A 22,948-nucleotide genomic window follows, 5' to 3' on the forward strand; every position below is an offset into this window, starting at 1 on the left:
CACACAGCAATCAGAAAAACCATATTAGTCATAATTTTTGATTTTTTTATTATATTTATAACTATCATTATTCATTCGTATTTTTAGAAAGGAACACCTCATGGCAACTGACACTACCGCTCCACGTCACGAAAAACTCATTATTTTAGGCTCAGGTCCTGCAGGTTACTCTGCTGCAGTATATGCGGCACGTGCCAATCTTAAACCAGTTATGGTTACGGGTATGGAAGTAGGCGGACAATTAACGACCACTACCGAAGTCGATAACTGGCCAGGCGATGCACATGATTTGACAGGTCCAGCACTAATGGAGCGTATGAAGGCGCATGCTGAGCGTTTTGGTACAGAACTGGTTTATGATCATATCAATGAAGTCAATCTAAACGAGCGTCCATTTCAGCTATCAGGTAACAACGGCAACTATACTTGTGATGCCTTGATCATCTCAACAGGTGCTTCTGCACAGTATTTGGGGCTAGAGTCAGAAACCAAATTTAAAGGCCTTGGTGTATCTGCTTGTGCTACTTGTGATGGTTTTTTCTACAAGGACCAAAAAGTCGCCGTGATTGGTGGTGGTAATACCGCCGTCGAAGAAGCCTTATATTTGTCTAACATTGCTTCTGAAGTGACCTTAGTGCATCGCCGTGATAGCTTACGCTCTGAAAAAATCCTACAAGATAAGCTGTTTGAGAAAGCCAAAAACGGCAATGTCAAAATTGAATGGAACCATCAGGTAAAAGAAGTGGTTGGTGATGATATGGGTGTCAATGGTGTCGTTATCGAATCAATGACTGACGGTAGCACCAAACAACTAGACGCAATGGGTATGTTTGTCGCGATTGGTCACAAGCCCAATACTGACCTATTCACCGGTCAATTGGACATGAAAGACGGCTATTTGACTGTCAATAGTGGTCTCAATGGTAACGCTACACAAACTAGCATTGAGGGTGTATTTGCAGCTGGCGACGTCGCTGATCATGTTTATCGTCAGGCTATTACCTCTGCTGGTACAGGTTGTATGGCAGCACTTGATGCTGAAAAGTACTTAGATGCTATCGGTGAAGCAACGGCAAAAGACCATACGTATGCATCAACCCTAACTGCTGATCAAGAAGACTAAATGGATAACTTCACGCAGCACGATGATACCACTCAATACATTACGCCTGAGACTCTAAAAAGTCTTAGGCGTTATGACTTTCCTAATCCTATCTCTGTCGATCCTGATGGGATTGGAATTGTCGCGATGGGCGGCGATCTAGCACCCGAGACATTAATATCTGCTTACGCACGGGGACTATTCCCATGGTTCAATGAAGACGAACCTATTGCTTGGTGGTGTCCTGAGCCACGCTGTGTGATAGCACCATCTGATTATCAACCGAGTAAGTCGCTACGTAAGCAAGCAAGCCGCACGCGTTGGCAGTTGACACTCAATCAAGCTTTTGATGAGGTCATACATGCTTGTAGTCTACCGCGAAGCGATGGTCTTAATAATGACTTGCCTGAAGGCGAGCATACTTGGATTCATGATGAGATGATTGAGGCCTATACCAAATTGCATGCGCAAGGTTTTGCCCACAGTATTGAGGTCTGGGATGAGAAAGGTCAGCTGATTGGTGGACTTTACGGACTAAAGATAGGCAATATTTATTTTGGTGAGTCTATGTTCCATCGTGCGTCCAATGCCTCAAAGATAGCCTTCTGGGGTTTAATGCGCTTATGCGAACAAAGTCACGTGGCACTCGTCGATTGCCAATTGCCAAATGATCACCTCATGAGCTTGGGCGCTACCACCCTGCCGCGTACTGATTTCCTGGCTCAGTTAGATAGCCTGATAAGTCATCGTTTTGTTCAGTGGGATGACAGCTCGCATAAACCATTAGCAGTGACGCGACTTGATACTACAGAGCCTTGGCAACGCATATTATGATAATGACAATAGCTAAGCAACAACGAGGTTTTTATGGCGCTTGATATCTCATTTTTGTTGATTGGAGAACTGGCAGCGAAGGCCAATACCACCAAAGACACGGTACGTCATTATGAGCAGTTAGGTCTGCTAAAATCACGTAAACGTCAAGCAGGGTCACGGTTGTATACGGAGTTTCATCCTGAGTGTATCGAACGTATTGAGTTGATTAAGAGTGCACAAGCCATTGGCTTCACCCTTATCGAGATCAAAAACAGCTTAAACGATTATTACGATGGTCAACTGGATATTGATTTACAGCTTCTGCTAACGCAGCAAAAGCTAGAACAAGTCAAAAAACAACAAGCCAATATGAGTATGATGGTAGAGCTACTGAGCGAGCGCATCGACATTCTTGTTCAGATGCAAGCAGATAGTGAGTATCAGCTGGATATTGAAGTTTGCAAAAAGACAATACCTTTACAATAAGCCCGCCAAATATAGTAATTATAATAACTCTGCTTTATATCCCGTATTTGTCTTCATAAGTACTGTTACTCTACCTTCTCAACTAAATTTCCTCCAGTCTACTCGGTATAAGTGTGCTGCATAATGAGGGCATCAACTGCTGGCTGATGTGGTGATTGATAATAGCCTTTGCGCTTATGAATCACGACAAATTCTTGCCACTCATATAACGCAATCGCCGCATGATTATCTGCGCGTACCTCTAACAATAGACTCTCAACCTGATTACTCTGCAATACATCATGCAGCTTATCAATAGTCTGTGTCGCAACTCCTTGTCGCTGATAATCAGGATGCGTACCAATACGCAAAATTTCTGCTTGCTCAAAGAGCATTTGATATAAACAGTATCCAATTACGTTGCTCTTTGCACTCTTATCTGGCGCGTACACGATCAGCATATTAATACTGTCTTGATCAAGCAGTTCAAGCAAAGTCTGATAGCTCCAAGCGTCTTGCGGCTGGACGATGGCTTCGATGTTGGCTACGGCTTGAATCATTTTCTTAGACTCTGCTACATCGGTTGCTAACGCTTCTATCGCAAACATGACTGTCCTTTTATGCTTGTTATTTAATTAGTTTTATCATTTGGTTCGGCTTAGATTATATAAGTAAGTAGCTACATTATTTATTCTTTATCACAAAAAAAGCCACCCTATTTAGGGTGGCTCTCTTATGACTAACTCATAAGCTCATTACTGAGACTTGATGATTAGTTCAATACATTAGCAACAACACCAGCGCCTACAGTACGGCCGCCTTCACGAATAGCGAAGCGTAGACCTTTGTCCATAGCGATTGGGTGGATAAGCTCTACGCCCATCTCAACGTTATCACCAGGCATTACCATTTCAGTACCGTCTTGTAATTGGATTGCGCCAGTTACGTCAGTAGTACGGAAGTAGAACTGTGGACGATAGCCGTTTAGGAATGGTGTGTGACGACCACCCTCTTCTTTTGACAATACATATACTTCAGCGTCAAACTTGGTATGCGGAGTGATTGAACCTGGCTTAGCTAGTACTTGGCCACGTTGTACGTCTTCACGCTTAGTACCACGTAGTAGTACGCCACAGTTTTCGCCTGCACGACCTTCGTCAAGCAGTTTACGGAACATCTCTACACCAGTACAGGTGGTTTTTTGAGTGTCACGGATACCAACGATTTCGATCTCGTCACCAACTTTAACGATACCAGATTCAACACGGCCGGTTACTACGGTACCACGACCTGAGATTGAGAATACGTCTTCGATTGGCATTAGGAATGCTTTGTCGATGTCACGCTCTGGCTCTGGGATGTAGGTGTCTAGTACGTTTAGTAGTTCTACTACGGCTGGTTGGCCATATTTGTCTTCTGAGCCTTTTAGGGCTTCAGTAGCTGAACCTTTAACGATAGGCGTGTCGTCGCCTGGGAAGTCATAGTCGTTCAATAGTTCACGAACTTCCATTTCTACTAGTTCTAGTAGTTCTTCGTCATCAACCATGTCACATTTGTTCATGAATACGATGATGTACGGTACGCCAACCTGACGTGAAAGCAGGATGTGCTCACGTGTTTGTGGCATAGGGCCGTCAGTTGCAGATACGACTAGGATTGCGCCGTCCATCTGAGCAGCACCAGTGATCATGTTTTTAACATAATCGGCGTGACCTGGGCAATCTACGTGAGCATAGTGACGGCTGTCTGTGTCATATTCTACGTGTGAGGTGTTGATGGTGATACCACGTGCTTTTTCTTCTGGTGCTGAGTCAATAGACGCGTAGTCTTTTGCTTCGCCGCCAGAGGTAATTGCAGCTACGGTTGCGATTGCAGCGGTAAGGGTGGTTTTACCATGGTCAACGTGTCCGATGGTTCCGACGTTGACGTGTGGCTTGTTACGTTCAAACTTGGCCTTTGCCATGGGTATTTCCTCTTTTTTTGGTGAATGATAAATAAAAAGCTGTTTAATGGCTCATAATAAAATTAAATCATCATAAACCTAGCTATCAACCGCACGAACCACTGCTCCTAATCAAACAGCACTCCGAACTAATTTTTGTATCCGTTATTATACGCTGACTTGTCTTAAATAGTCATAACTCTGTCAATACAAATCAATTTTTCTCTATGCCATATAACGCTTGATTCATTACAACGTCAACTATGACCTTTCAACTGTATCGATGTACAAATCTATTGTATTAGCTCGATGACATCATCAAACAATCCGTAAAATCCGTCAACATATGAAAAAGCAATCCAATGCCAATAATGTTAAAAGGCTTACGGAAAAAGAGCAAAAACACATATACCAACATTGCATAATACGTATGTAATGGGTGAAAATTAATGCTACATCTATTTGCCTGAAAAATTGGGTTCGCTATTAAATGATCTATGTCCACCAGCATGGTCGCGAGCAAAATCAGATATGCTTTTTTCCACTCTTTTCTAAAAAACGCAATCGCAATAAAAAGAGGGAAACCAAAATGCAAGAAATAGTGTATAGATGCCTGCATGTTTGTCTACCAGTTTTAATACCATTGATATCAAACTACTAAAACCAATATTCATTAACCTGCTGACAGCACTAAAAGGCAACACCTCAGTGTCACCTTTAAATCATTATATGTCTTACTAATTTTATATGTTTCAATATTTTATATTTTCGATATCGACGCAAAGCTATATAAATAGCAAAACAAGCATAAAGGAGATAAATAATAAATGGAGCTCATATCGAGAATTGAACTCGAGACCTCTCCCTTACCAAGGGAGTGCTCTACCGCTGAGCTATATGAGCGTATATTAAAAATCTTTGAACTGCACTAAAAAAAATATCACGATACAGCAACAATAACTGACTGTCGTGATGATTGATTATTAGGCTTTGCGATGGTGTATATATGGAGCGGGTGGCGGGAATCGAACCCGCGTCATTAGCTTGGAAGGCTAAGGTGTTACCATTATACCACACCCGCATTTACTCTTGTTTATATCAACTCTAATCGAGAGTTGTTAAATATAGAGCATGCTTGGCGCTGTGACAAACTTTTAAAAAATATGGTGGTGGGAGAAGGATTCGAACCTTCGAAGCTTTCGCGACAGATTTACAGTCTGTTGGGTTTGACCGCTCCCCAATCCCACCTTAGGGTGCTTTGAACAAAAATGACTTTCATTTAAGACAAATTCATAAAAAGCTACTTTAAAAGAGATGGTGCCGACTGCCGGGATCGAACTGGCGACCTACTGATTACAAGTCAGTTGCTCTACCAACTGAGCTAAGTCGGCTTGTTCTCTCTAAAGTGGTGGCTATTCTATCAAATATTTTGAATGACGCAAGTCCTTTTTTATCTTTTTTTCAGTTATTTCAATATAAATATTCAAGCCATTGATTACATTGTTATTTTTTTGACAGAAAAATACAGCTATCTTGGCATCTTGCAGCCTATTTACTGATATTTGATAAATAAGAATAGAATAATTAGCGAATACGCAATCCATTGCATGCCATTTTTACGGCTTTTACCAATGCTAGTGCTTTTTTATTGGTTTCATCCCACTCAGCTTCTGGTACAGAATCAGCGACGACGCCTGCTCCTGCTTGGATATGTATCTCGCCGCGGCGCATTACTGCAGTGCGAATAGCAATGGCGGTATCCATATTGCCATTCCAGCCCAGATAGCCTACAGAGCCACCAAATACCGTTCGACGCACAGGCTCTATATCATCAATAATTTGCATGGCTCGAATTTTAGGAGCCCCTGATAGCGTACCAGCAGGAAAAGTCGCACAGAACACGTCCAATGCGTCTTTATCAGCTTGTATTGTGCCTTCTACATTGGACGCAATATGCATCACTTGTGAGTAGCGCTCAATAAACATCTTTTCTGTCACTTTGACACTACCATATTCGCAAACGCGGCCGATATCATTACGACCTAGATCAATAAGCATTAAATGCTCGGCAGTTTCTTTTTTGTCATGAAGTAGCTCCTGCTCCAGTGCCAGATCCTCTGCTTCATCTTGACCACGCTTACGTGTCCCTGCTAGCGGACGCACAGTTACCTTGCCATTTTCGATGCGAGATAATATTTCAGGAGACGCGCCGATGATATCGAATCGCTTGTGGTCGTCGAGCGTATAGCCATGCACCAAAAACAGATAAGGCGATGGGTTGAGATAGCGGAGCGCGCGATAAACAGCTAGAGAGTCACCTGTATAGTCAGCAGTCAAGCGCTGCGCTGGGACCACCTGCATGACATCGCCTGCTACGATATAGTCTTTTATTTTGTTGACGTCGCTACAGTATTTATCCTTACCTGTCTGCGATGTGAATGTAGGCGTAGGCATGACTGGCGCAGATAGATTCGACGGCTCTGCCAACTTTTCTTCGATTTTTTCTAACTCACGAATGGCTGTACTGTAGCCTTCTTCAGTCTGGCAGTCAGCATAAACGATTATCGACAAGGTGTTTTCTAGATTATCAAATACGATGACGCTCATTGACAGCATCAGCCACATATCTGGCATCGACATGGGATTAGGAGCATCAGATGGTCCGACGCTAGGCTCAATAATACGTACCATATCATAGCCGAAGTATCCCACTAAGCCGCCGCTAAAACTTGGTACAGTGGGCACATCTTCAGCCGTTGGCATCTGATACTGTGCCATCAGTTTACGGATATAGTCGAAAGGATCTGCTACTGCCTCTGTATCGATATAATCATTTTTTTTGATGGTCATATTGCCATCAGCATATTGTAGGATCAAATCACTACCCAAACCAATCATCGAGTATCGCGCCCAGCGTTCACCGCCTACTACAGACTCAAACAGATAAGCAGAGCCATTTAGATCACGCACTTTAGAAAAGACAGATACTGGGGTCTGTACATCCATCAAACGTTTTTTTATCAAGGGCGCATGACTAAAGCCACGATCTTTGAAAGCTTGGTATTCTTGGAAGGTCATCATAGTAACGCTCACTTTGCATCATGGCGGCAAAAACAAAACAGCACACTGTTAAATAAAATATAGCGCCAACATTTTGTTGTCATGTTGGCGCTATAAAAAAATTATTTGGATAAATAGCTAACCAAGTATTCAGCAATACTCGTTAGCCCTGATAACTTAGTCTTAGTAGCCTCAATAGTCTCCTACTCCAGCATTCATTCTATAGAGTAGTGCCATAGCTAAGTTGTATCCAGGTTGAATAGGATTAAACACCGCCCATATTAAATAACCACAACGCCAGACCAATAATCAAAATCGCTAGGAAGACCCATATAAACCAGCCGCCACTCGCTTTTTTCTCTACTTGTCCTGTATGCGCTGGATTACTGATTTCTTGATCCATCGCATTATTGCCTTCAGTACCAAGATCACGATCCTGTCCTAAATTAGCTGTACCTGAAAACTGTGCACTGGCTGCTTGTTTGGCTTTTAAAACTTCAGGGTCAGCTTCTTCTTGTAACTCTGTTTTTGTTGTTTTGTCATGTTCCATTTGGTTTGCACGCTCCTCACGTATTACAGTCTCTTTATGTGCCACTGGCTGCTCTACCACTGGTTCCTGCTCTACTAACGAGGCACTCTCATTAGTTACTGTCGACTGCTCTGGCGTTGTTGGTACAGTTGATTCAGATGTTGCCTCTGCTTCAACTGAAGTCTCTTCAATTGGTGCGGGCGCTGTACTGTCTGCTGCTGATAATACGTCTTCGATACCTGTTTCTTTTACTACTGGCTCTGGAGAGACTGATTCAGCAACTACGTCCTCAGTGGTAGGCGTTGTCTCTGGTTCTGCTGTTTTGTCCATTGTGGTAGGCGTTGTCTCTGGTTCTGCTGTTTTGTCCATTGTGGTGTCTGGCGCTATAGTTGGGTCGGTATCGACAGATGATACTTTGTCTGTATTAGAACTAGGTAGGATCTCTTCGATACCTGTTTGTTTGACGACTGGTTCGTTGCTAGCTGCTACAGGACTCTCATTTGTTTGTTCTTTAATACTAGTCTCTTCAGTAACAAGCTCATCAATAACTGGTCTATTATCAAGAGATTTTTGGTCGATAGTCTCATTAGCTATGCTCTGCTCGTCAACAGTTCCCGCGGTTGTTTCTGTCTCAGTGGTTGTCGCAGTGATTACCTCTTCTTCTGTTGCTGGTGCTAACGTTGTACTTTCTTCAGGAGTGGTAGATGCTTGTACCTGAAAGACAAAACTTGCAAAACCAAGCATATCGTTAGCTTGTAGCACATTTGACTCGTTACCTGTGATACGTCTATCGTTGATAAAAGTACCATTGGAAGAATCCAAGTCTTTTACGTATAGCTGACCGTCTAGTACGCTCAGCACAGCATGATTGCGAGATACCTGTTTGCTACCCAGCACGACATCACTGTCGCTGCCACGGCCAACAGACAAACTATCACTAACTGTCAGTGTTAAATCGCCCAATGCCTCTGTCAATGCATTCAACTGCCACGTATTGGTTGCTGCTGTCATGTTATCTGTATTATTCGTCATACTGTAACTCCTTATTTTTCTATTAATTTTCAAACGGTTTTAAGCAAATTATTATTGATGGTTATTAACTGGTCGATCTGTAGTAGAGAACATAATGTAGTCGTTATTTATCTGTCTATTTTGGTATAAAGTAAGGCTTTATCACCTTATTAAGCTCACTATACGGAATGCTCAACACGGGCATACCATAAGCATACGGGCCGATAGAATAGTGCTGATAACGAATATTGATGCCTGTATCTGTCAACGTCACATTGTCGCTCAACATAAATGGCCAGTTTTTCTCATAGCTACTGACATCGTCAGCGACCGTTTTCACCCATGTCTTGTGCGCATCATGCGCGAGTGCTTCAAAACGAGGTTTCTTGCCTGCAATAATCATATCATCGAGGGTGACTTGCTTTTCGGTACTTAGATCAAACGTCAAATACTCGCTGTATGGCATGCCGTGTGCACCGCCAGTAAAAACATAAGAGTTGATTTCGAACAGCTCAAAGTTATTGACGTGACCTAAATAGACAGGCGTCACCGTCAAACTGTAAGCCCACGAAACCTCTTCAGGCATATCTTGAAACTGCGACGCCACAAAGTTATTAATCGCAGCATTCACGTTTGCTTGAGTGCTTGGCGTTTTAATCGGTGCTGATTCTATTGGCTTACTATTGACAACCAAATTGTTAATACGTGCATTGATTGTTGTATCTATCCAGCTATGATTACTCTTGAGATATTTAACCTCAATCTCTGGGCAATTATTACGCTCAGCGCATATCTTCTGAATTTTTTCTGGCAGTTGATAATCAAGATATTCTGTCGTACTGACAATGCTACCTGCAGTTGCAGACATACTGATAGCGCCGATTAGTAAACCACTTGCTAAGGTACTAATTCGCTGAATATTCGCTGCCCTACTCAATAACAGTTGAAACATAGACTTATTAAAATAGAATCGAATCATCGCTGACATACATTTTCTTTTATAAATATAAAGTATTGCGTAACATTCTACCGTAACAATGACGCTGTATTGTAGGAACACTGTTTGTGTTTATGAAGTATTGCTAATCATTAAAAACCAACCTCAGCCCACAAACGATAGACAATAAAAAAGACACGGCTAGCGTGTCTTAATCAATAAAAAATAAGCGGTACAGGTGTTTTTGATACGGATGATATTAATGTTCACGCGTACTACTGAACGTTATTTCTGGATAACGGTCTTGCATCAACTGTAAGTTGACCCGTGATGGTGCAAGGTAAGTCAGATAACCACCACCATCTATTGATAATTGGTCGTGGGCTTTTTTCTTAAATTTTGCTAATGCCACCTCATCATCACAATGAATCCAGCGTACGGTGGCAATCGATACCGGCTCAAACGTACATTGGACTTTGTACTCTTCTTTAAGACGATGCGCGACCACCTCAAACTGTAGTACACCGACCGCACCCAAGACCAAATCGTTATTAATCTGCGGCATAAATACCTGCGTTGCGCCCTCTTCACTCAGCTGCTGTAACCCTTTTTGTAATGCTTTTGATTTAAGCGGATCTTTTAGCACCACGCGGCGGAACAGTTCAGGCGCAAAGTGAGGAATACCAGTAAAGCTCAGCTCCTCGCCTTCCGTGAAGCTGTCACCGATAGAGATCGTGCCATGGTTATGTAAACCAATAATATCACCCGGATAAGCCTCTTCTAGCGCTTCACGATCGCCTGCCAAAAAGGTCAGCGCATCAGCAATACGGACGTCTTTGCCCAAACGCACGTGCTTCATCTTCATGCCCTTCTCATACTTACCAGAGCATACGCGCAAGAACGCAATGCGGTCACGGTGACGCGGATCCATATTTGCCTGAATTTTAAAGACAAAACCTGTGAAATCAGTTTCGGTTGCTGATACTTCACGCTCAGTCGTTGGATGGGCTTTTGGCGGCGGGGCATATTTGACTAAGGTATCAAGGACCATATTGACACCGAAGTTACCCAATGCCGTACCGAACAATACTGGCGTCATCTCGCCTGCTAAGAACGCGTCAACGCTGAACTCTTCTAGCGCCATTTGTACCAGCTCTAATGACTCTTCAAACGCATCAAACATCAACTGCCCTAGACGCTCACGTATATCCGGATAGTCATAGCCCTCGCGAGTCTCAGAGACGGTCATTTTGCCGCCGTTGCCTTTTTCGTAGAGATAGGTTTTGTTTTCTGCAAGGTGATATACCCCAACAAAATCCTGCCCCATACCAATCGGCCATGTAACGGGTACGCATTTGATCTTGAGCACCGCTTCGATTTCGCTCAGCAGCTCAAGCGGCTCACGAATCTGACGATCCAGCTTGTTAACAAATGAGATGATTGGCGTATCGCGCATACGGCACACTTCCATCAGTTTGATGGTTCGTTCTTCGACACCTTTTGCCCCATCGACCATCATCAGGGCGCTGTCTACGGCGGTCAATGTACGGTACGTATCTTCACTAAAGTCGGCGTGACCTGGAGTGTCTAGTAGATTGACCATGTGATCTTGATAAGGAAACTGCATGACGGACGTGGTGATCGAAATACCACGCTCTTGCTCCATACTCATCCAATCTGAAGTCGCATGACGATCAGTCTTACGGCCTTTGACTTCGCCCACGACCTGAATCGCTTGACCCCATAACAGTAGCTTTTCGGTCATGGTGGTCTTACCCGCATCGGGATGCGAGATAATAGCGAAGGTGCGGCGCTTGGCCACTTCTTTGTTTAGTTTCTTTGGATCTACACTCATAGTTTTTGGCTTCAACCTTAACTTCAAAAAGGCTGTCTTTTAGACAGTAATCTGAATAAATAGAATAAATAATGAGCGTATTGTAGCCGATTTAGCGTTAGGGTGCAGAGTTAGCGCATAAAAAAACACGCTCTGTCGCAGTTAGACAAAGCGTGTTAACAAAATTTTTAACCGTCATCGTAGAGCTTGCTTGATTTTAATAATAGCGCTTTATTTGCTCAGCTAAAAAATCTCCTGCTACTTCATTGACAAGCGTACAATCTACGACACCAAAGCGGCTGTCTGTATTTGGATTAATACTGCCCTTAGCAACATAGTTTGCCTCATAGATATCCTTTCCATATTCAACGCCGCTATATTCATAAGCAGGCTGATTATTATATGCAAAAAACATCACTTGCGCCGCTGCTTGCTTGTTTTCTATACCCACACCGAACTGAGAGGTTCTATGATCTCTATCATTGCTAAAGCGCTGTTTGGCCGCATCAAGCCATTTCTCTAATGACGAGTAGCCAGTCTTGTTCTTGTCATTAAATGCCCAAAATGAGCGTTCGCTTGTCACGACCGGAATGTAACAAACCGATCCTTCAGGAAAGGCAACATTAGAAGGAATATTAGCGTAGTTGCTCAAGGCTGTCCGAATACCACGGCGGTCTTCGATATTCGTGCCAGCGCTATAACTGTTGGCGTTTAATCCTGATAAATTAAGGGTTTGATAGGTGGTTTCGTAGTTTAGTTTATTATTGCTGTTTTTTTCATAAATAGGACGTTTGACGGTGCGATTACTGACTTCGATGTCTTTATTTTCGAGTCGACCTTCAAAATTATCCGCTAGTACCGTTCTGTCTAGATCATTAAGACTCTGATTGCTATAACTGTTGATGAGGTTGGTTGTCTTTATTTGGCGTGCACCAGTACGGTAGGTTTCATCGATTCGGGCAATGGCAGTATCATTGGCTTTACTATCATAGCTACTATCAAAGCTTGTGAGCGTTATCGTGCTACTACCAGAACCATAAGAGGCGCCGTTCTCTTCTCCGCAGCCCACTACAGTAAGCGCTGCCACAGATAGAACACCAGATATTGCAACCACTCTATTCATCGAACACTATCCTTATGAGTCAGACTCTATTATCTGTTTTGAGAAGATTAGGACGGGTTAAAAGTCTATTATAGCAATGCCTATAGTGGATGGACACCTGTAGCACTGAATGCCTGCAGCACTACTAATGACTGCCAGTATTTATTCAATAGCTCCTGATATCACCGATACTGACATGCCTTGCTACTTAGACTGTTCATGCAAGCTTTATTCAAGAATCATTTACAAACTTGTTGTAAATATTTACTACTAACTCACTGATCTGCCTTAATGGTTTGCTATCCTAGATTGGACATTTAGATTTACCATTTCAACATAAAAACTCAAAACAAAGGATGTGTCATGAAATCTCTATATTCTACAAAATCTACGGTTACTGGCGGTCGCATGGGTACAGCAACCTTGAGCGATAGTGATCTTGAAATCAATATGGTACCACCAGGCGGTAATCAAAAAGGTAACAACCCTGAGCAATTACTCGCTATGGGTTATGGTGCTTGTTTTGATGGCGCTCTAGGTGTGGTCAAAAAAATGGAAAGCGCCACATTTGGCTCAACTGTTGAGACCTCTGTCGATCTACTACAAGGCGAAAACCACGAATACAAGCTTGCTGTAAAAATCCATGTTATCGCTGATAACACAGACCTATCTACTGATGACATCCAAAAACTGGTCGAAAAAGCGCATGAAGTATGCCCATACTCAAAAGCAACCAGCGGCAACATTGATGTCGAAGTCACTTCAGAAGTAAAATAACGCATTATTAGACTTACTATCAATAAGTAATTAAAAATAAGTTAATTATAAAAGAACTCAGCTGGTCTGGGTTCTTTTTTTATTTGAAATTTTGGTGAAAAACTAGGGAGTGTTCCTATTTTAAAAATGGTAATAAAAATGAAATAAACCGCAGGCAAACAAGGAAAATAGTGCAGACAATATCGAGATATTAACCAGCTATTTGACGCCGTTTGTCAAAGATTTAGCCATTTTTAGCCCATTTAGTGATAAGCGTTTGAATTAGGGACAGGCCCTAATACCACTACAATATCTCGTAACGGTTAAGGAGTTCGGCACACGCGGATTTTATCGTTATAATAAGAGCATATTTCTATCTAATAGCTGATAAGTGACCTTTATGACTGATAATATAGCCGACAATACAACTGGTAATACGACCAGCAATGACCACCACTCCCATCAAGCGCTAGACCCAAAAGCCTTGCCAAATTTTGACGATATGCCTAATGTTGCGCTGATGGATACCAGTCATGTGGACAAAGATCAGCCTCCATTCATCTTAGTCGATGGCTCTTACTATCTGTTTCGCACCTATCACGCTCTTCCAAAAACTATGCAAAACTCGCAAGGTCTAATAACCAATGCGATCCGTGGTACCTTGAATGCGCTGCTAAAATTGATGCGTCGTTATCATCCCACTCATATGGCGGTCTGCTTTGACACCAAGTCACCGACCTTTCGCCATCATATGTCACCTGACTATAAAGCCGCCCGTCCGCCTATAGACGTAGAGCTGGTAGAGCAAATTCCTTATATCCATCGTTTGGTCAGCGCGCTAGGTATTCCGCTGCTACGTATCGAAGGCGCAGAAGCGGACGATATCATCGGTACGCTTGCCCATCGCGCGGTCGAGCAAGGTCATCATGTGGTCATCTCAACGGGCGATAAAGACATGATGCAGCTGGTCAATGACTGTGTGATATTAGAAGACAGCTTTACGGGTAAAATTACAGATACACCAGCGGTGATCGACAAGTTCGGTATCAACCCAAATCAAATGATTGATTTTTTGACACTGATGGGTGACAGCTCTGACGGTATCAAAGGCGTGCCGGGTATCGGTAAAAAGACCGCGAAAGATTTGCTGGTTGAGTATGGTGACATCGATAACATGCTCAAGCATATTGGCTTTATCAAAGGTCGCGGCGCCAAAGGGTTGATCGAACACGCCGATGATATTCCTTTTAATAGACAGCTCGCTACCATTGTCACCAATCTACAAATCGGTCAGGACTGGAACGATCTCAAAATCAATACCGATCCTCGCGCGTATATAGATGAGCTGCGCGACCTATACGATGAGCTTGAGTTTAGAAATGAGCTGGCATCGCTCGATCACCCAAATCATCCAGCTAATGGCTCACAAAGCGTTGCTGATAGCCAAGCAAACGCTGAATCGCAAGCACAAGTTGCCAAATCGCTGCAAGCAAACAGTGGCGATGACATCAAGGTCAACCATCAGGATAAAGCGTGGCATACTGTGCTCGACGAACCTGCGTTTGATAGCTTGGTCGAATTACTAGAGGCAGCGCCGCACTTTGTCATTGATACCGAAACCACCAGCGTCCATTGGCGTGACGCACAAATCGTCGGGCTGTCCTTTGCCCTGCAAGCGCACGAGGCCTATTATGTGCCACTCACCCACAGCTTAGAAGGCGATGAGCTGACCACAAAACAGCTTGATTGTGATACGGTATTGGCACGTTTAAAGCCTGTACTAGAAAACCCAAACATCGGTAAAATCGGACAGCATCTAAAATACGATGCGCATATCCTCGCACACTATGACATCGACTTAGTCGGTGCGATACATGAGCAGCCAAACAACTGGGCGATGGATACCATGCTGGCAAGCTATGTCATTAACGCAGCAGCCACTCGACACGGTATGGACGATCTGGCGCGCCATTATCTACAAACACAGACTATCAGCTTTGAGGAAGTTGCAGGTAAAGGCGCGAAACAAGTCACCTTTGACCAAGTAGCTATCGATATTGCGAGCGATTACGCGTGTGAAGATGCCGATATCACCTATCAGCTGTTTGACGTATTCAGCGTTGAATTGGCGAATGATGCCAACAATGCCAAATTACTCCACGAGTTAGAGATTCCAACGGCTGAGATACTTTGTCAAATGGAAGCGCATGGTATTCTCATCAAACGCTCATTTTTGAACGAGCTGTCAAAGCGCTTTGACGAAGAAATCATCGCGCTCGAGCAGCGTGCCTACGAGGTGGCGGGTGAAGAGTTCAACTTAGGCTCACCGAAGCAGCTCGGCGAGATGTTGTTTGATAAGCTCGGCGTCCCAGGCGGTAAGAAAACCAAGTCTGGTCAATACTCTACTGGTGAAGCGGTCCTATCGAAAGTCGATCACCCGCTAGTCGATATTACCTTAGAGTATCGCGGGTTATCCAAGCTCAAGAGCACTTATACCGATGCGCTCGATAACGTCGCAGATAGCGAGACGGATCGCGTCCATACCAGCTATCATCAGGCTCTGACCAGCACCGGTCGTCTATCATCAACCGATCCTAACTTACAGAATATTCCAATTCGTACGGCGACTGGTCGTCTCATTCGCCAAGCCTTTATCGCACCAGAAGGTCGTGTGATCCTAGCGGCGGATTATTCACAGATTGAATTGCGTCTGATGGCGCACTTCTCAGGCGACAGCAACCTGACTCATGCCTTTAACGAAGATCTAGATATTCATGCTGCCACTGCTGCCGAAGTGCTCGGCAAAGAGGTCGCGGACGTTACGCCAACGGAGCGCCGAAATGCCAAGGCTATTAACTTTGGTCTGCTATATGGCATGAGTGCTTTTGGACTTGCCAAGCAGCTACAAATGAGTCGCGGCGAGGCGCAAGATTATATCGATATGTATTTTGAGCGCTATCCGGGTGTCAAGAACTATATGATCAACACGCGTGCCAGCGCGTACGAGCACGGCTATGTCGAGACGATATTGGGCCGTAAACTTTATACGCCCGATATTAATCACAGCAACCGTATGGTCAAGCAGGGTGCAGAGCGCGCTGCTATCAACGCGCCGCTACAAGGCTCAGCGGCTGATTTGATCAAACTTGCCATGATCGCCGTCGACAAAGTATTGCCAAAAGATCAGGCCAAAATGCTGCTGCAAGTTCATGATGAATTGGTGTTTGAATTGGATGCCGATAAAGTAGACGCGGTTAGCCAATTGATTACCGATGCCATGCAAGATGTATTGAGGACGACAGCGGTAGAGAAAGGCTGGAATGTTGACTTTGCTGTACCGTTATTAGTGGAGACTGATAGTGGTCAAAACTGGGATGAGGCGCATTGATTATTGATTTGGGCAAACTAGATCGCTAGCGAACTTAAGGATAAGACGAGCTTTGAAAGCCACTTTATCATCTATATAAACAACCGCTTATGACTACTTGGTTATATTCTACGACGCCATTACCGCAATATTGGGGTATAATGGTGTCATAGTAAATTATGCATATTTCGCTAGAGATTTTCCGGTTTAGAGTGAGCCTACGGGCTCACTTTTTTGTTTTTGACACATTTTTTTGACACGCAGGAGCCAGTTATTTTGAATTCAGACGGCCTCATTGAAATCCCCGGTATGATCCTGTTGTTTGCCTGTTTGCTACGTTGCGCACAATATCTTGTACAAAGTCATATCAAACACATTCAGGCTTTTTGGTTGGCAGCGCTACTGGTATTTGTCGCTGTCATTCGTCGCGAGCTGAACTATCTACCAGATTTGTTGGTTCCGAGCGACTTCTCGTTTTTGAATCAGTCTTATGACTGGTGGGAAGACAGTGTGCTGACCGTTATTTATCTTGTGGCGCTTGGTCTATTGGCTTATTCGAGGCATTATCTGTGGGCAGTACTAAAGAACGTACCTGTCTCGCTCTACCTCACCGTCACAGTGCTGGCAATCATTCAATATATGGGAGAGAACGCCATTGTATTTCCGCATACATTTGGAGAGATTGTCGAAGAGTTGTCTGAAACGGCTATTTACGGAATTGCCTTGGTCTATTTATGGCGATTCAAACTGGCTGACTATGAATCGTATCTGACGCAAAAATTAAATTATAAATTCAAGCATACCAATCATTAAAACGATCATCACGATAGGTGAAATTCAGTGATTTAATGACATAAACTTTATAAGTAATTCTAGAAAAACAGACGGCTGCTCAATATGAGTAGCCGTCCGATTTTGCATTTCGTCCATCGCCTTACATATTTTGAACATCCTGTCACACCTTACTACTAGTGAAAATTCTAATAACCGTACAGACTGTTCAGTAGAATAAAACTGTCAAAATAAATAGTACTTTTGCAAGCACATATGATAATTTTACTGCCAATAATTACAATAAGGAATGACTTATGGAAAACTCAAAAAACCCACTACCAGAAGAGATGGATCATATCGATGGCAATAGCCGCAATGACGGTGTCGTTGTTCAAACCGATGAAGACAATCAGTTGGTCGATCTAGACAATCCGATGTTACATACTATCGATAATGATGATGTCATCGATAATAGTGCAGGGTTTGATAACTCAGAAGTTGGTAGCGCGGCTACACAAGGGCTAACGCCTATGCATCGTCAAAATATCGATGAGGCACGTGTCGATGAGGTCTTGGTACAGGACAATCTTGATGATAATGATTATCCGGATGCGATGGATATCGCCGATAGAGACGCCGCAGAGCGTAGCAATGATGATGATTTTTAGAATTTAGTACAGCTTTTAGCGAAGCTGCTAATGGAACTTACGAATTAAAAAAGCACACCTAACGATAGTAGGTGTGCTTTTTTATAACTTGTAATTTAATTGATAAGTATATAGATGCCAACCATGCTATGCCCAACCATCAAGCGTGCCCGCCCACCCTTTTACAAGAGGCAAGCTCAATGCTTCAAGCAGCTCAATATGGGTCTCATCAAGGTTAAGTGCAGGAATGTAGTGATACTCTTGCCCGCCTGCTTCCAGAAAATTATCACGGTTTTCAATGGCCAACTCTTCTAGCGTCTCAAGACAATCCGCCGAAAATGCAGGACTAACCACTTGTACTGAGCGTACGCCAGACTTGCCCCAGTCTTCTAATACCACATCAGTATACGGCTTTACCCACTCTTGCTTACCAAAACGTGACTGGAAACTGATAATCCATTCGTCCTCTTTTAGACCAAGTGCGTGCGCTACTTGCGCCGCTGTGCATTTACAACGCTTAGGATACGGATCGCCTTTATCCGCGTAGGGCTGCGGGATACCGTGGAAGCTAAACATCAACTTTTCAGGCTTGCCATGCTTGTCTTGGAAGCGGCGAATCGAGTTGGCCAATGCTTGAATGTATAGCGGATGAGCAAAGTAATCTTTGACAATCGTATAGTTTGGCAGATTACGCTGCTTGAGTGTCCACTTCGTCAGCGCATCGTATACCGCGCCACCAGAAGAGGCCGAGTACTGCGGAAACAATGGCAGAATGACAAAGTGATCCACCCCTTCTTCGCGTAGTGCATCCATGACATCAGGCAGTCCAGGATTGCCATAGCTCATCGCAGGATGCACAGAGACACGAAATGGCGCCACGCTGTTTGCCAGACGCGGTTCCAATAGCTCAACTTGGCTATTGAGTATCTTACGAATCGGTGAGTCTCCCTCCCAAATGCTGGCATAAGCTTTTGCCACGCGCTTAGGACGACTGGGCAATACAAACAGATTCAAGATGATTGCCCATAAAAACTTGGGAATCTCAATCACTCGCGGGTCTGACAAGAACTGTTTAAGATAGCGACGTACGGCAGGTGCCGTTGGCTCATCTGGTGTACCGAGGTTGACTAACAGGACAGCAATACGTGGAGGCAATTCAGGTTTCATAGCAGCACTATTTATCAGCAGTAAGTTATTGGAGATAATGTCACAACTATCACAATGAGAGAACGCAGGATTGTGTAGACACTATGGAATATAGACATCTTTAGTGTAGCATTTTATCCATGAATAACGCATGGCAAAAGCACCCTTATACAATTTGATACGCAGTTGTCCTTATTCTTCCCTTATTCATTGTATTCGGCACTTATTCATTATTTACCTATAACCTATTTGCTATAGGGATGACACTCGAAAGGTTTGTTCAAAGGTTGTACTCCTACGCGCATCGCCATACAATAGGCAAGCCCTGTTTATAAAAATTGGGTAGGCAAAATAGTCTGCCAACCGCTTGCCATTTTGTTTTTATTTTATTGATGATTGTCGTCCTGTGAGGTAGCTTTGAACGCACGCTCTGATAACACTAATGACCAGCAACCCAACTCTCATGCTAGCAGCCTAGCCAATTCTGCTGCTGGATCAGTTGGTATTGTTACGCCACAGAACTACCATTTTTCTGAACCATTGACCCTAGAGTGCAACCGGACTCTACCCTCTTTTGACTTAATGGTAGAGACTTATGGGACACTCAATAGCGACCACTCAAATGCTATTTTGATTTGTCATGCACTATCAGGCAACCATCACGCCGCAGGTTTTCATTGCAGCGATGACAAAAAAGCGGGCTGGTGGGACAATATGATTGGTCCCAACAAAGCTATCGATACCAATCGATTCTATGTGGTATGCGTCAATAATATCGGCAGCTGTTTTGGTTCGACAGGTCCTACTACTATCAATCCAGATAGCGTTAACTCAGATACTAGCAATACAAAAAGCAGCGATGAGCCACAAGTTTATGGCCCTGACTTTCCGCTCATCACCATTAAAGACTGGGTAAAAACCCAAGCCATGTTATCAGATCGCCTAGGTATCGACGTTTGGCACGCCATCGTTGGTGGTTCAATGGGCGGTATGCAAGCGCTACAATGGTCTGTTGATTATCCAGACAGACTCAAACGCTGTGTGGTTATCGCCAGTACGCCAAAGCTATCTGCTCAAAATATCGCCTTCAACGAAGTCGCACGTCAGTCTATATTGTCCGATCCTGACTTTAAGGATGGGCGTTATATTCAGGCAGGTACATACCCTCGCCGCGGTCTCATACTGGCACGCATGGTCGGTCATATCACTTATCTGACTGATGACGCGATGAAAGCCAAATTTGGCCGTGACTTAAAATCTGGCAAATTTATGTATGGCTACGATGTTGAGTTTCAGGTTGAAAGCTACCTACGCTATCAAGGCGAACGCTTTAGCGAAAACTTCGATGCCAATACCTATCTGCTCATGACCAAAGCCTTAGATTACTTTGATCCGACACGTGGCTACCCATCAGCCGTAGCAAAAGATAGTACAGAGTCTGCTGTACCGCTAGAGGACTCAATCGCAGCGGCTGTTGAGACCGATAAGAAAAATACGCAAAATGAGTTAGAAGGTGCGGTAACCTCTATTGAAGAGATTGAATCTGATCGTCAGCAAGAGCTTTCTGCGCTCAAAGCTGCTCTCGCTCATACACAGTGTCAATATCTAGTCGTATCATTTACCACCGATTGGCGCTTTGCACCTGAGCGCTCACAAGAGATTGTGGACGCGCTAATGGCAACGGGCAAACCCGTTAGTTATATCAATATTGATGCCCCGCATGGTCATGACTCTTTCTTATTTGATATCCCACGCTACATGGGTGCGGTCGAAGGATTTTTGACGGCGCCTTTTATTACCCCTAGCCGCCAAGTCACAGGAGAGCGCTCATGAGAATGGATCACCAATTGGCAGAGCGCTGGATTGCGCCGCAAGCACACGTACTTGATCTGGGCTGTGGTAACGGCGAACTACTCGCGCATTTGCAACACAAGCTGGGCGTAACAGGCTACGGGCTTGAGATTGATGAAGACAAAATCAATGAGGCCATTGGTAATGGCTTATCGATTATTGAGCAAGACCTAAACGATGGATTGGCACGTTTTGCTGATGACAGTTTTGATACGGTGGTCATGGCGCGTGCCCTGCAAGCGGTAAAGTCCCCTGATGTGCTATTGCTGGATATGTTGAGAGTTGCTCGTGAAGCGGTCATTACCTTTCCTAACTTTGCCCATTGGCAAAACCGTATCCATTTAGGGCTTAAAGGCATGATGCCTGTTTCAGAAGCCTTACCTTACGAGTGGTACAACACCCCAAACATTCATCTGTGTACATTCAAGGACTTTGAGCAGCTATGCGCGCAGCATGATATTCATATCATCAATCGTTTTGCTGTTAGTGATTCTGAGAAAGGACATACGCCATTGATGAAAGCGCTCATACGCCAAGCGCCTAATTTGTTAGCAGATGTTGCTATCTACCGAGTAACGAAGAAAAAACCGAAGTAATGTCAGTTGTTTGATTTATACTGACGCAAATAACAACGTGCTCATCAGTAGATATTCGCGCCCGTCAAACCGTTAATTGGTTATTATCTTATAGTAACTCTATGATTTTAATAGGGACAATCAGGTATAGATGGCTATGAAATCTTGTAATTAGTATTTGAGTTTCGTAAGTTTGGGTGTTAAGCTAGCAAAATGTTGTCAGCCACCCTACTATTACGACCGTCTGTCTAATTATTGGGGTTCAAGCGACGATACAAAAATGATAAAACCCATTGCTAATGATTAGGTAAGTTCATATCGCAAGATGTCACCTAGTTGTTATCGCCGTCTAAAACACTTTGGCGGTACAATTTTTTTGCTTATTAACTACCTAATTTTGGAGCTGCTATGAAATTATTAAAAGCTGCGTTGTTTACTGCATTATTCTCTTGTGCTGGTTTAGCCAATGCTGAGTTAATATCAAATGTACCGCTTGATACCTCACGTTTTGAGCTTATGCCTATTAGCGAGTTGTCTAGTCGTGCTTCTCAAGGCAACGATCACGCTCAATTCTATCTAGCCAAGCGTTTGCAAAAAGGTGAAGGTATTGCCCAAAATACCCAACAAGCAATCCAGTGGTACACCAAAGCGGCTCAACAAGGCGTTGCTCCTGCTCAGCTAAACCTTGCTATTATGTACTTACGCGGTGAAGGCGTACAGCCTAACCTGCAACAAGCACGTCTGTGGTTGGAGAAAGCCGCCATGCGTGGTGATAACCGTGCCAGCTATACACTTGCCCTATTAGATGAAAAGCAAAAGAATCTGGTCGATGCTTATAAATGGTATGATTTGGCTGCCCGTGATGGCATGCTAGATGAAAAAGTCCGTAATAAAGCACGCGGTAAAATCGGTCAGTTGGCATTAAACTTATCAAGTGATGACATTGCCAGCGCACGTACCAAAGCAGACACTTGGTTCCAGAGTAAATAAACGCTAGTTTTTCGTGACGCATTGAATATAAAAAAGCTCAGTAT

At 43.7% G+C, this 22,948-nt stretch carries 19 protein-coding genes and 4 tRNA genes; 10 read left to right on the forward strand and 13 right to left on the reverse strand.

What is annotated here, in order from left to right; translation table 11 throughout:
- The first annotated feature begins 100 nt into the window (after nucleotides 1–100).
- The 3 genes from trxB to AC5JP1_RS07765 are packed head-to-tail and all read left to right on the forward strand — an operon-like array spanning nucleotide 101 to nucleotide 2,404.
- Nucleotides 101–1,123 (forward strand): thioredoxin-disulfide reductase, encoded by a 1,023-nt coding sequence (gene trxB, locus AC5JP1_RS07755; RefSeq protein ID WP_493843704.1) that lies wholly within the window; start codon nucleotides 101–103, stop codon nucleotides 1,121–1,123.
- Complete coding sequence (gene aat / locus AC5JP1_RS07760; RefSeq protein WP_493843705.1) at nucleotides 1,124–1,936, forward strand: leucyl/phenylalanyl-tRNA--protein transferase; 813 nt, start codon at nucleotides 1,124–1,126, stop codon at nucleotides 1,934–1,936. It begins immediately after the preceding gene.
- A gap of 33 nt (nucleotides 1,937–1,969) precedes the next feature.
- Complete coding sequence (locus tag AC5JP1_RS07765; protein WP_493843706.1) at nucleotides 1,970–2,404, forward strand: MerR family transcriptional regulator; 435 nt, start codon at nucleotides 1,970–1,972, stop codon at nucleotides 2,402–2,404.
- A gap of 98 nt (nucleotides 2,405–2,502) precedes the next feature.
- On the opposite strand, the gene rimI is transcribed toward AC5JP1_RS07765, so the two are convergent.
- From rimI to AC5JP1_RS07825, 12 genes are all read right to left on the reverse strand, one after another.
- Nucleotides 2,503–2,991 (reverse strand): ribosomal protein S18-alanine N-acetyltransferase, encoded by a 489-nt coding sequence (gene rimI / locus AC5JP1_RS07770; protein WP_493843707.1) that lies wholly within the window; start codon nucleotides 2,989–2,991, stop codon nucleotides 2,503–2,505.
- Nucleotides 2,992–3,155: 164 nt separating this feature from the next.
- Nucleotides 3,156–4,346 (reverse strand): elongation factor Tu, encoded by a 1,191-nt coding sequence (gene tuf, locus AC5JP1_RS07775; protein WP_319050997.1) that lies wholly within the window; start codon nucleotides 4,344–4,346, stop codon nucleotides 3,156–3,158.
- A gap of 280 nt (nucleotides 4,347–4,626) precedes the next feature.
- A complete protein-coding gene (locus AC5JP1_RS07780; protein ID WP_493843708.1) occupies nucleotides 4,627–4,944 on the reverse strand; it encodes a DUF6122 family protein in 318 nt (105 codons plus the stop codon).
- Between the two features lie 209 nt (nucleotides 4,945–5,153).
- A tRNA-Thr gene (locus AC5JP1_RS07785) sits at nucleotides 5,154–5,228 on the reverse strand.
- Nucleotides 5,229–5,332: 104 nt separating this feature from the next.
- Nucleotides 5,333–5,406: transfer RNA gene (locus tag AC5JP1_RS07790), tRNA-Gly, on the reverse strand.
- 83 nt (nucleotides 5,407–5,489) lie between these two features.
- Nucleotides 5,490–5,573, reverse strand: a tRNA-Tyr gene (locus AC5JP1_RS07795).
- 67 nt (nucleotides 5,574–5,640) lie between these two features.
- Nucleotides 5,641–5,716: transfer RNA gene (locus AC5JP1_RS07800), tRNA-Thr, on the reverse strand.
- 193 nt (nucleotides 5,717–5,909) lie between these two features.
- Nucleotides 5,910–7,406, reverse strand: coding sequence for an anthranilate synthase component I (trpE, locus tag AC5JP1_RS07805; protein ID WP_493843709.1), 1,497 nt, complete (start codon nucleotides 7,404–7,406; stop codon nucleotides 5,910–5,912).
- 244 nt (nucleotides 7,407–7,650) lie between these two features.
- Nucleotides 7,651–8,946 (reverse strand): FHA domain-containing protein, encoded by a 1,296-nt coding sequence (locus AC5JP1_RS07810; RefSeq protein ID WP_493843710.1) that lies wholly within the window; start codon nucleotides 8,944–8,946, stop codon nucleotides 7,651–7,653.
- Between the two features lie 115 nt (nucleotides 8,947–9,061).
- Nucleotides 9,062–9,913: an RsiV family protein gene (locus AC5JP1_RS07815; protein ID WP_493843711.1), complete on the reverse strand. Its 852-nt coding sequence runs from the start codon at nucleotides 9,911–9,913 to the stop codon at nucleotides 9,062–9,064.
- 208 nt (nucleotides 9,914–10,121) lie between these two features.
- Complete coding sequence (locus AC5JP1_RS07820; RefSeq protein ID WP_493843712.1) at nucleotides 10,122–11,717, reverse strand: peptide chain release factor 3; 1,596 nt, start codon at nucleotides 11,715–11,717, stop codon at nucleotides 10,122–10,124.
- A gap of 196 nt (nucleotides 11,718–11,913) precedes the next feature.
- Entirely contained in the window at nucleotides 11,914–12,819 is a 906-nt protein-coding gene (locus AC5JP1_RS07825; RefSeq protein ID WP_493843713.1) for a hypothetical protein, read from the reverse strand.
- 342 nt (nucleotides 12,820–13,161) lie between these two features.
- Between AC5JP1_RS07825 and AC5JP1_RS07830 the strand changes: the two genes are divergently transcribed.
- From AC5JP1_RS07830 to AC5JP1_RS07845, 4 genes are all read left to right on the forward strand, one after another.
- Nucleotides 13,162–13,575 (forward strand): Ohr family peroxiredoxin, encoded by a 414-nt coding sequence (locus tag AC5JP1_RS07830; protein ID WP_493843714.1) that lies wholly within the window; start codon nucleotides 13,162–13,164, stop codon nucleotides 13,573–13,575.
- A 379-nt stretch (nucleotides 13,576–13,954) separates the two neighbouring features.
- A complete protein-coding gene (gene polA, locus AC5JP1_RS07835; RefSeq protein ID WP_493843715.1) occupies nucleotides 13,955–16,942 on the forward strand; it encodes a DNA polymerase I in 2,988 nt (995 codons plus the stop codon).
- Between the two features lie 255 nt (nucleotides 16,943–17,197).
- Complete coding sequence (locus AC5JP1_RS07840; RefSeq protein WP_493843716.1) at nucleotides 17,198–17,734, forward strand: hypothetical protein; 537 nt, start codon at nucleotides 17,198–17,200, stop codon at nucleotides 17,732–17,734.
- A 275-nt stretch (nucleotides 17,735–18,009) separates the two neighbouring features.
- A complete protein-coding gene (locus AC5JP1_RS07845; protein ID WP_493843717.1) occupies nucleotides 18,010–18,363 on the forward strand; it encodes a hypothetical protein in 354 nt (117 codons plus the stop codon).
- Nucleotides 18,364–18,489: 126 nt separating this feature from the next.
- Here AC5JP1_RS07845 and hemH read toward each other — a convergent pair whose 3' ends face one another.
- Nucleotides 18,490–19,509: a ferrochelatase gene (hemH, locus tag AC5JP1_RS07850; protein WP_493843718.1), complete on the reverse strand. Its 1,020-nt coding sequence runs from the start codon at nucleotides 19,507–19,509 to the stop codon at nucleotides 18,490–18,492.
- Nucleotides 19,510–19,992: 483 nt separating this feature from the next.
- Between hemH and metX the strand changes: the two genes are divergently transcribed.
- The 3 genes from metX (at nucleotide 19,993) to AC5JP1_RS07865 (ending at nucleotide 22,904) form a co-directional block, all read left to right on the forward strand.
- Nucleotides 19,993–21,321, forward strand: coding sequence for a homoserine O-acetyltransferase MetX (gene metX, locus AC5JP1_RS07855; RefSeq protein ID WP_493844452.1), 1,329 nt, complete (start codon nucleotides 19,993–19,995; stop codon nucleotides 21,319–21,321).
- A complete protein-coding gene (metW, locus tag AC5JP1_RS07860; protein ID WP_319051870.1) occupies nucleotides 21,318–21,935 on the forward strand; it encodes a methionine biosynthesis protein MetW in 618 nt (205 codons plus the stop codon). The genes metX and metW overlap by 4 nt, the downstream gene beginning before the upstream one ends.
- 387 nt (nucleotides 21,936–22,322) lie before the next feature.
- A complete protein-coding gene (locus AC5JP1_RS07865; protein WP_443525504.1) occupies nucleotides 22,323–22,904 on the forward strand; it encodes a tetratricopeptide repeat protein in 582 nt (193 codons plus the stop codon).
- The last annotated feature ends 44 nt before the right edge of the window (nucleotides 22,905–22,948 follow it).

Source organism: Psychrobacter sp. H29 (assembly GCF_059073055.1).

Excerpts from the sequence above, each read along its gene's own strand:
- trxB (WP_493843704.1), top strand. The coding sequence starts at position 101 with ATGGCAACTGACACTACCGCTCCACGTCACGAAAAACTCATTATTTTA.
- AC5JP1_RS07825 (WP_493843713.1), bottom strand. The coding sequence starts at position 12,819 with ATGAATAGAGTGGTTGCAATATCTGGTGTTCTATCTGTGGCAGCGCTT.
- AC5JP1_RS07820 (WP_493843712.1), bottom strand. The coding sequence starts at position 11,717 with ATGAGTGTAGATCCAAAGAAACTAAACAAAGAAGTGGCCAAGCGCCGC.
- AC5JP1_RS07810 (WP_493843710.1), bottom strand. The coding sequence starts at position 8,946 with ATGACGAATAATACAGATAACATGACAGCAGCAACCAATACGTGGCAG.
- aat (WP_493843705.1), top strand. The coding sequence starts at position 1,124 with ATGGATAACTTCACGCAGCACGATGATACCACTCAATACATTACGCCT.
- metW (WP_319051870.1), top strand. The coding sequence starts at position 21,318 with ATGAGAATGGATCACCAATTGGCAGAGCGCTGGATTGCGCCGCAAGCA.
- AC5JP1_RS07765 (WP_493843706.1), top strand. The coding sequence starts at position 1,970 with ATGGCGCTTGATATCTCATTTTTGTTGATTGGAGAACTGGCAGCGAAG.
- polA (WP_493843715.1), top strand. The coding sequence starts at position 13,955 with ATGACTGATAATATAGCCGACAATACAACTGGTAATACGACCAGCAAT.
- AC5JP1_RS07780 (WP_493843708.1), bottom strand. The coding sequence starts at position 4,944 with ATGCAGGCATCTATACACTATTTCTTGCATTTTGGTTTCCCTCTTTTT.
- rimI (WP_493843707.1), bottom strand. The coding sequence starts at position 2,991 with ATGTTTGCGATAGAAGCGTTAGCAACCGATGTAGCAGAGTCTAAGAAA.
- hemH (WP_493843718.1), bottom strand. The coding sequence starts at position 19,509 with ATGAAACCTGAATTGCCTCCACGTATTGCTGTCCTGTTAGTCAACCTC.
- trpE (WP_493843709.1), bottom strand. The coding sequence starts at position 7,406 with ATGATGACCTTCCAAGAATACCAAGCTTTCAAAGATCGTGGCTTTAGT.
- AC5JP1_RS07865 (WP_443525504.1), top strand. The coding sequence starts at position 22,323 with ATGAAATTATTAAAAGCTGCGTTGTTTACTGCATTATTCTCTTGTGCT.
- AC5JP1_RS07845 (WP_493843717.1), top strand. The coding sequence starts at position 18,010 with ATGGAAAACTCAAAAAACCCACTACCAGAAGAGATGGATCATATCGAT.
- AC5JP1_RS07815 (WP_493843711.1), bottom strand. The coding sequence starts at position 9,913 with ATGTCAGCGATGATTCGATTCTATTTTAATAAGTCTATGTTTCAACTG.
- AC5JP1_RS07830 (WP_493843714.1), top strand. The coding sequence starts at position 13,162 with ATGAAATCTCTATATTCTACAAAATCTACGGTTACTGGCGGTCGCATG.
- tuf (WP_319050997.1), bottom strand. The coding sequence starts at position 4,346 with ATGGCAAAGGCCAAGTTTGAACGTAACAAGCCACACGTCAACGTCGGA.